We start from the raw sequence: 8,836 nt of genomic DNA, 5'->3' as shown, positions 1-8,836 counted from the left end.
GGGCCCCCGCCACGTCCTCGCGGCTCGCGGCGTCGCCCGCGACGTAAAGGCCGGGGACGCCGGTCCCGCAGTCGTGGGTCGTCACCTGGATGCCCCCCGTTCCGCGCACGGTGCCCTCGGGCTTCATCTCCACGCGGAAGAGGTCCGTGAAGGGATCGATCCCGCGCCGGACATAGGGCTGCATGACGTTGGGCTGCCCCTGGCGGAGCCAGTCCTTCAGCGCCTCCTGCGCGAGGTCGAGCCGGGCGTAGACCGGCCCGGCGATCAGCGCCTTGGCGAGGTCCCTCTCGGAGCCGCCGCCGATGCCGTTGACCAGCGGATCGCCCTTGCCGTCGAGCACGGGCGTGCCGTCCTCGCGGTGGAAGGACGCCCAGCGGAAGGGGAGGCCCTTGTTGAGCGAGGTGCCATGGGGCGCGAGCGTGTACTTGCCGGTGAACTCCATCCCTGACAGCGCCGCCCCGGCCTCGGCCGCCATCAGAAGGCCGTCGCCGGTGAGGCCCGAGGCGCCCATGGTCCGTTCGAAGAAGGCGCAGCCGCCGGTGGCGAGCACCACGCCCCCCGCCTGGACGCGCCAATCCGCGCCCGTGCGGCGGTCGATGCCGGCGGCCCCGGTCACGGCGTCACCGTCCGAGAGAAATTCCAGCGCGGGATGGTGGTCGAGGACGCGGACGCCGGCCTTGAGCACCCGGCTCCGCATGAAGCGCATGTAGTCGGGGCCGCGCAGGTTGGCGATGTAGAGGCTGCCGTCCTCCTCGCGCGGGAAGGGGTAGCCCCATTCCGCGAGCCGCAGGAGGCCGCGATAGGACTGGTCCACCGTCCGCAGCATCCAGGTCCGGTCCGCCACGCCGCCCGTGCGGGTCCAGCGCCGCTCCACGGCGTCGCGGCGGTCCTCGCCCGGAGGGACGCACCAGGTTCCGGTGTTCGACGGCGCGGTGGCGCCGGAGGTGCCGAACCAGCCCTTGTCGGCCAGCACCACGCTGGCGCCGGCCTCGGAGGCGGCGATGGCGGCCCAGGCGCCGGCCGGGCCGCCGCCGATCACCAGCACGTCGGCCTGTAGGTCGAGCGGGGTCGCCGCCGGAGTCGGGGGACTCGTCGTCATCGTGTTCATCCGTTCGGGAGGGGGTCCGGCGCCGGGAGTCGGGGGCCGCCCGGGGTCAGGCGGGCGCGGTCATTCGGCCGCGACGGCCGCCTGAGTCTCGGGGCGCCACTTGATGTTGCAGCCGATGGAGGGGACCTGCCGATCGATGGGCGGCTCGCCGGCCAGGAGCGCGTCCACGGCCGCCTGCAGGCTCTCGCCCGTGGGTGTCACGCCGTTGTTGGGCCGGAAGCCATCGAACTGGCCGTGGTAGACGAGGTGCTGCGCGGCGTCGAAGAGGAAGAGGTCCGGCGTGCAGGCCGCCCCGTAGGCGCGGGCGACCTCCTGCGTCTCGTCCTTCACGTAGGGGAAGTCATAGCCGAAGGCCGTGGCTTCGAGGCCCAGGCGCTCGAGCGTCTCCTCGGAGTGGGCCTCGGCGTCGTTCGCGTTGATCGCGATCACCCGCAGCCCCCGCGGCGCGTTGCGGCGCGCGAAGTCGGCGAAGGCCTCGCGGATGCCGACCACGAAGGGGCAGCGGTTGGAGATGAAGGCGACGAGGAGGGCGGGCGCCCCGGCGTGGTCGCCGGGACCGTGCAGCCGCCCCGAGGCGTCCGGCAGTTGGAAGTCGGGGGCTTGGAAGCCAAGCTCGACGGGATTCGACTCGGTTCTGGGCATCGGGCTCCTCGTCCGGTTGGAAGTCTCGCTCTTCGCGCCGCGACGCCGCGTCTGGCTCTCCAGCAAGCGCAAATCACGACTTGATGAGTAGAGATTATGGGGTGACCACTGACGGTGTAAAGGAAAGCAAACGGTCGATTTGCCCCCATGTCGGGGAACAACCTTCTCCGGGACGACAGGGGCGCAGGTCTTTCCTGCCCCAAGGGCCACGGGACCGGCAACCCACGTGGAACGGACGACCCCGAGGCCCGCCGCTGTCGATGAGCGGGCCGGTCCGACAGCCGGAGCGAGCAGGCTGGCCGATCGCAGGTCCGGCCGGGTCCCGGTCCGCGTCGCGAAGGTTGATCCTGGTCAAGGCACGAACCGGAGGAGTCCGGCAGGATGCCGTTCGAGGGGATGGCAGGACCGGACCGCGACATGGCCGAGACACCCACGATCTTCCGCGCACGTGCGCTGACCAAGACCTACCGTTCGGGCGAGGTCGAGGTGCAGGCGTTGCGCCGCGTGGACTTCGAGGCCCGGGCGGGCGAGTTCGTCGTCATCCTGGGGCCCTCGGGCTCGGGCAAGTCCACCTTCCTCAACATCGTCGGCGGGCTCGACCGACCGACCTCGGGAGAGGTCTGGTTCATGGACCAGGAGCTCACGCGGCTGAACGACGCCGGGCTGACCCGCTACCGGCGCGACCACGTAGGCTTCGTGTTCCAGTTCTACAACCTCGTCCCCTCGCTCACCGCGCGCGAGAACGTCCGCCTCGTGACCGAGATCGCGCGCCGGCCCATGAAGGCCGAGGAGGCGCTCGCCATGGTGGGGCTCTCGGAGCGGATGGACCACTTCCCCGCCCAGCTCTCGGGCGGGGAGCAGCAGCGGGTGGCTATCGCCCGCGCCATCGCCAAGAACCCGGAGGTGCTGCTCTGCGACGAGCCCACGGGGGCGCTCGACTCGGCGACGGGGGGTGCGGGTGCTGGAGGCGTTGACGGCGGTCAACTCGACGATGGGGGCGACCACGCTGGTCATCACGCACAACGCGGCCATCCAGGGCCTCGCGCATCGGGTCGTGCGCTTCGCCAACGGCGCCATCGCCGGCGAGGAGGTCAACGAGCACCGCAAGGCTCCGGCCGAGGTGAGCTGGTGATGCGCCTCGCCCCCTCCAGGTGAAGCTCCTGCGCGACCTGCGCCGCCTCTGGGCGCAGGCGCTGGCCATCGCGCTCGTGATGGCGGCGGGCGTGGCGACGCTGGTTCTGGGCGTCGGCGCGGTCGACTCGCTCGAACGCACGCGGGACGCCTATTACGAGGCGAACCGCTTCGCCGACGTCTTCGCTACCGCGACGCGCGCGCCGCGGACGCTGCTGCCGCGCATCGAGTCGATCGACGGGGTGCTGGAGGCCGAGGGACGGATCAGGCGCATCGCGCTTCTCGACATGCCCGGAATGGCCGAGCCAGGGAGCCTCCTGCTCGTGTCCCTGCCCGGCGCGGACGGTCTCAACCGGCTCCACCTGCGGGAGGGGCGCCTGCCCGATCCGCGTCACGCCGACGAAGCGGTCGTCTCGCAGGGGTTCGCGGCGTCGCACGCGCTTGGGCCGGGCTCGCGGATGGGCGTCCTGATGAACGGACGGATGCGTGAGCTCCGCGTCACCGGGGTCGCGATCTCGCCGGAGTTCGTCTATGCGCTGGGGCCCGGCGACATGATGCCCGACCCGCGCCGGTTCGGGATCGCCTGGCTGCCCGACGAGAGCCTGGCCGCCGCCTACGACTTCCGGGGCGCCTTCGACGACGTGGCGCTGAATCTCGCGCCCGGCGCGTCGCCGGCGACCGTAATGGAGAGGCTCGACGCGATCCTGGCACCCTACGGCGGCACCGGGGCCACCGGTCGCAAGGACCAGGTGTCCCACGCCTTCCTCGATGCCGAGCTCACGCAACTCCGGGGCATGAGCCGGGTGCTGCCGCCCATCTTCCTCCTCGTGGCGGCGTTCCTGGTCAACATGACGCTCGGCCGTCTCGTGACCCTGGAGCGGGAGCAGATCGGGCTCCTCAAGGCGCTGGGCTACGGGCCCTGGGCGATCGCGCGGCACTACGTGGGGTTCGTCCTCGCCATCGCGGCGGTGGGGATCCTCCTCGGCTGGGTCGCGGGGGCCTGGATGGGGGTCGGCCTCGCGCGGCTCTACGTCCGGTTCTTCGACTTTCCCAACCTGGTCTTCAGCCGCAATCCCGAACCCTATGCCATCGCGGCTCTGGTCACGGTCGGCGCGGCGGTCGCGGGGGCGATCGACGCCGTCCGCCGGGTCGCCTGGCTTCCGCCCGCGGTGGCCATGTCGCCCCCGGCCCCGGTGCGCTACCGTCGGCTCTGGGGCGGCGCGGCCGAGCGGCTGCTCCGCATCCGCCAGTCCACCGTCATGATCGCGCGCCACCTGCTGCGCTGGCCGCTCCGAACGGCCAGCGGCGTCCTCGGCATGAGCCTCGCCGTCGCGGTCCTCGTGGGGTCGCTCTGGAGCACCGGCTCGATCGAGAAGATGATCGACCTCACCTTCGACCGGGCCGAGCGGCAGGACGCGATGCTGACCTTCGCCGAACCACGGCCTATGGCGGCGCTCTTCGACATCCGACGGATGCCCGGCGTGCTGCGGGCCGAGCCGGTCCGCATCGCCTCCGTCCGGCTGTCGCATGGCCCCCGCGAGCGTCAAGTGGCGCTGATCGGCTCGCGCTCCGGCGACGACCTGTCGCGGCTCCTCGACATACGAGAGCGGCCGATGGCGCCGCCGGATGCGGGCGTCGTGCTGTCGGAGGCGCTGGCGGACCTCCTCGGGGTCGAGCCGGGCGACCGGGTGCGAGTGGACGTGCTGGAAGGCGACCGGAGAAGCTTCGAGATGCCGGTGAGCGGGGTGAGCCTCGGCTATCTCGGCCTCTCCGCGGCCATCGCGCTGCCGACGCTGAACGGGCTCCTCGGGGAAGGACCGCGGATCACGGGCACCCGGGTGCAGCTCGACCCGGCGCGGGCCGACGATTTCTTCGCGGCGGTGAAGGCCACGCCGCAGGCGGGCTTCGTCATGCTGCTCGACCGGACCCTCCGCCGCTTCCGGGAGACCATGGCCCAGAACATCACGATCCAGATCACCGTCTACCTGACGCTGGCGGCCATCATCGCGTTCGGCGTGGTCTACAACTTCGCGCGCATCTCGCTCTCCGAGCAGGGACGGGAACTCGCCTCGCTCCGCGTCCTGGGCTTCACCAGGGGAGAGGTGGCGGCGATCCTCTATGGGGAGATCGCGGCGGTGGTGCTTGTCGCGCAGCCCCTGGGCTGGCTGATCGGCACCGGCTTCGCGATGGCGGTGGTCCGGGCCTTCAGCTCCGAACTCTACCGCGTGCCACTGGTCATCAACTCCGGGGTCTACGCGGTGGCGAGCCTCGTCGCGCTGGCCGCCGCGCTGGCCTCGGCGCTCCTGGTCCGGGGGCGCATCGACCGGCTCGACCTCATCGAAGTGCTGAAAACGAGGGAATGACCATGATCCGACGTCTCGTCTGGGCCGCCCTTGCGCTTGCGCTGATCGCCGGCTTCGCCTGGGCGCTCTGGCCTCGCCCCGTCGAGGTGGAGACCGCCGAGGTCGGCCGGCAGGACATCGTGGTCACGGTCGACGAGGAGGGCCGGAGCCGCATCCGCGAAGTCTTCGCCGTCTCGGCGCCGATCGCCGGGCGGATGGCGCGGCTGGACCTGCATCCGGGCGACCCCGTGACGGTGGGCGAGACGGTGGTGGCGCGGCTCCGGCCTGCGGCGCCACCGCTGCTTGACGTCCGCGCCCGCCGGGTCGCGGAGGCCGCGCGGGATGCGGCCCAAGCGGCGCTGGGCCTCGCGCGGGCGGAGCTGGAGCGTGCCAGGGCGCAGGCCGACTACGCGGCGTCCGAGCTCCGGCGCGCCGGAGCCCTGGCCGACCGTGGAACCCTGGCCACGCGGACGCTGGAGCAGGCCCGGCTCGACGCCGCCGCCTCGGCGGCGCTGGAGAGCGCCAACGCCAACGTGATGATGCGGCAGCGCGAGCTCGAGAGCGCCCGCGCCGCCCTCATCGAGGGGGACGAGGCGTCCGGCGACGGACCTTGCTGCGTGGAGGTGTCCGCCCCCACAACAGGATGCATCCTGCGCGTCCTGGCCGAGAGCGAGCAGGTGGTGGCCGCCGGGACGCCCCTCCTGGAGATCGGAGACCCCTCGGATCTGGAGATCGTGGTGGACCTCCTGTCCTCGGATGCGGTGCGCGTGACGGAGGGGAGGCCCGCCACCCTCGATGGGTGGGGCGGGGCGACGCTCGCCGCGCATGTGGCGAGGGTCGACCCCTCGGCGGAGACGAAGGTTTCTGCGCTCGGCATCGAGGAGCAGCGGGTCACGGCGGTGCTGGCGCTCGACGGTCCTGCGGCGGCCCAAGCGGGCCTGGGCGATGGCTATGGCGTCACCACGCATATCGAGGTCTGGCGAGGGGAGGATCTTCCGGCGGTGCCGGTGGGCGCGCTGTTCCGAAACGGGGAGGACTGGGCGGTGTTCCGGGTCGAGGAGGGTCGCGCCTGGCTCACGCCCATCGGGCTGGGCGAGCGCAACGCGGACTGGGCCGAGGTCCGAACGGGGCTGGAACCCGGGGCTTCGGTCATCCTCCATCCGGGGGACCGCATCGCGGACGGCGTCCGGGTGGCCCCACGGGCGGTGCCACGTGACTGACCCCCTTCGCTCCACCGTGCTTCCGAACGACGCGCCGGACGAACGCGTCGGGGCGGAGCTCGACGCTCCCGAGCTCCGCGTCCGGGCTGGCCGAGCCGATGTGTCCCGCCTGATCCTGCTGATGCTGGCGGCGGGCGGGCTGGCAGTGGGACTCGCGCTGCGAGTGTGGGGGATGAGCAATGGGGCGGCGCTCGCCTGGTCCGGGGCGACGCTCATCGTGCTGGGCGCGCTCCTCGTGCAAATCGTAGGCAGCCTGCGACGGGGCGATCTCGGGCTCGACATCGTGGCGGCCCTGTCGATGTCGGCGGCGCTCCTTCTGGGAGAGACGCTGGCGGCGGCGGTCGTGGCGCTGATGTATGCGGGCGGGCAGCATCTGGAGCGCTTCGCCGAGGGCTGCGCGCGTCGGGAGATGATGGCCCTCCTGGCCCAAGCGCCGCGCAAGGCGCTGCGCTATGGCGAGGGCGCGCTCGAGGAGGTGCCCGTTGCGGCGATCGGGCCCGGCGATCGGCTGCTGGTGCAGCGTGGGGCCGTGGTGCCAGTGGACGGGAAGGTCGCGATGGGCGAGGCGCTGCTCGACGAAGCGGCGCTCACGGGCGAGGCGCTTCCCGTACGCCATCCGACGGGGGACGAGGTGATGAGCGGCGCCCTGAACGCCGGGGATCCCTTCGACCTGAATGCGCTGCGGCCAGCGGGCGAGAGCACCTTCGCGGGGATCGTCCGGCTGGTCGAGGAGGCGCAGGAGGCCCGGGCGCCGATGGTGCGGCTCGCCGACCGGTATGCCGTGGGCTTCCTCTTCCTGACGGTGCTGCTGGCCGGCGCCGCCTGGGGCTTCAGCGGCGATCCCGTCCGCGCCGTGGCGGTGCTGGTGGTAGCGACCCCCTGCCCGCTCATCCTCACCGTTCCCGTGGCCCTGGTCGCAGGCCTGTCGCGGGCGGCACGGCTGGGCGTCCTCGTCAAGGGCGGCGGCTCCCTCGAGGCGCTGGCGCGGGTGGAGGTCCTCGTGATCGACAAGACCGGCACCCTGACCGAGGGGCGACCTCGGCTGGCGAGGACGGTGGCCGCCCCGGGCTTCGGGGAGGAGGAGGTTCTGCGGCTCGCCGCGTCGCTCGACCAGGCGTCGCAGCATCCCGTGGCCCGAGCCGTGGTGGCCGAGGCACGGGCGCGCGGGCTTGCCCTCGCCACGCCCCGGTGCGTCACGGAGATGGCCGGCGAGGGCATGGAGGCGATCATCGAGGGGCGCAAGGTCCGCATCGGGAGTCGCGCCTATGTCGGCCTGGGGATGGAGGAGGCCGATCCGCCGTCCGCCTCCGGCGCGGCCAGCGTGCTGGTGCGGGTCGATGGGCTTCCCGCGGGGGAACTGGTGCTGACCGACGCGGCCCGCCCCGAAGCGCGGGAGGTGCTGGTCGCGCTGCGCGCCGAGGGCCTCCGGCGGATCGTGCTCGCCACGGGAGACCGCGAGGAGGTGGCCCAAGCCGTCGCAGGGGGCCTGGGGCTCGATGCCATGCACGCGGGCCTGACGCCGGAGGCGAAGCTGCGGGTCGTGCGCGAGGAGCGGCTCCGGGGGCCGGTGCTGATGCTGGGCGACGGGGTGAACGACGCGCCGGCCCTTGCCGCCGCCGACCTAGGCGTCGCCATGGGAGCGCGGGGCTCGGCGGCCTCGGCCGAGGCGGCGGGGATCGTGATCCTGCCCGACCGGCTCGACCCCTTGCTCGCTGGGCGCCGGATCGCCCGACGCGCCCTGCGCATCGCGCGCCAGAGCGTCGCGGCGGGGCTCGGCCTGTCGGTCCTGGGCATGGTCGCGGCGGCCTTCGGGCTCCTTGCGCCGGTGGAGGGGGCCCTTCTCCAGGAGGTCATCGACGTGGCCGTGATCCTCAACGCCCTTCGTGTCCTGCGTCCTGGGAGCGTGGATTCCGGTTCGGCCCTCCGAGCGACCGGGGACCTGCCGGGGCTGACGGTCCCCGCGCCCGGGACCGCCCCTTGATCGTGGCTTGACCTCCACGCCCCATGGCCCAAGCGGGTCTCGGCGCTCACCTGCCTGGAGCAGGGCTGCCCACCCGCCGGCCGGACGGCAAGTCCCGGCTCCTCGACGGGGTTGCCCTCCCCTGCGACGCATCGGGTCCCTGGCCTGCGGGAGGACCGCGCCCTACCTGCTGTCGATCGAGGCCTTCTAGTCGCGTGTGCCGCGTTGCAGGACCGCCGGCATCGCCGCGACCGATCTGGGCTCTCGGATGGGTTCGGACGGCGTCCGTTGGACTGTTCGCGCGGGGCGTTCCGGAAAACACGCGGATCACGCCTTCGTCAGGGAAGGGATCGGACGCGACGGAGCCTCGGGCTGCTCCCGTTCAAGAGGCACGTCCGGCGGCAAAGAGCAGGATCATCGACAAACAGGACAT

General features: G+C 72.6%; 5 protein-coding genes and 1 pseudogene. 4 read left to right on the top strand and 2 right to left on the bottom strand.

Annotated elements, in window-relative coordinates; all coding sequences use genetic code 11:
- Both RUMESO_RS22100 and RUMESO_RS22095 read right to left on the bottom strand, forming a co-directional pair.
- A partial coding sequence (locus RUMESO_RS22100) for an FAD-dependent oxidoreductase (protein WP_037283810.1) occupies positions 1–1,099 on the bottom strand: 1,099 nt, incomplete at its 3' end.
- A gap of 69 nt (positions 1,100–1,168) precedes the next feature.
- Positions 1,169–1,750: a thioredoxin family protein gene (locus RUMESO_RS22095; protein WP_037283808.1), complete on the bottom strand. Its 582-nt coding sequence runs from the start codon at positions 1,748–1,750 to the stop codon at positions 1,169–1,171.
- Between the two features lie 417 nt (positions 1,751–2,167).
- Here RUMESO_RS22095 and RUMESO_RS22090 point away from each other — a divergent pair.
- The 4 genes and pseudogenes from RUMESO_RS22090 to RUMESO_RS22075 all read left to right on the top strand — a co-directional run bounded on the left by RUMESO_RS22090 (position 2,168) and on the right by RUMESO_RS22075 (position 8,424).
- A pseudogene (locus tag RUMESO_RS22090) lies at positions 2,168–2,882 on the top strand (ABC transporter ATP-binding protein).
- A gap of 19 nt (positions 2,883–2,901) precedes the next feature.
- Complete coding sequence (locus tag RUMESO_RS22085; protein WP_037283806.1) at positions 2,902–5,244, top strand: FtsX-like permease family protein; 2,343 nt, start codon at positions 2,902–2,904, stop codon at positions 5,242–5,244.
- Positions 5,245–5,246: 2 nt separating this feature from the next.
- Positions 5,247–6,443, top strand: a complete 1,197-nt coding sequence (locus tag RUMESO_RS28025; protein WP_051521603.1) for an efflux RND transporter periplasmic adaptor subunit — start codon at positions 5,247–5,249, stop codon at positions 6,441–6,443.
- Positions 6,436–8,424 carry a heavy metal translocating P-type ATPase gene (locus tag RUMESO_RS22075; RefSeq protein ID WP_425414943.1) on the top strand — a complete coding sequence of 663 codons (1,989 nt, stop codon included), beginning with the start codon at positions 6,436–6,438 and terminating at the stop codon, positions 8,422–8,424. Before RUMESO_RS28025 ends, RUMESO_RS22075 begins: the two co-directional genes overlap by 8 nt.
- Positions 8,425–8,836 lie beyond the last annotated feature (412 nt).

Source organism: Rubellimicrobium mesophilum DSM 19309, assembly GCF_000600335.2.
GTDB classification, from domain to species: Bacteria; Pseudomonadota; Alphaproteobacteria; order Rhodobacterales; family Rhodobacteraceae; genus Rubellimicrobium; species Rubellimicrobium mesophilum.
The sequence above is the reverse complement of the archived record's forward strand: the minus strand, read 5'-3'. Positions and strand labels throughout refer to the sequence as shown.

Excerpts from the sequence above, each read along its gene's own strand:
- RUMESO_RS22095 (WP_037283808.1), bottom strand. The coding sequence starts at position 1,750 with ATGCCCAGAACCGAGTCGAATCCCGTCGAGCTTGGCTTCCAAGCCCCC.
- RUMESO_RS28025 (WP_051521603.1), top strand. The coding sequence starts at position 5,247 with ATGATCCGACGTCTCGTCTGGGCCGCCCTTGCGCTTGCGCTGATCGCC.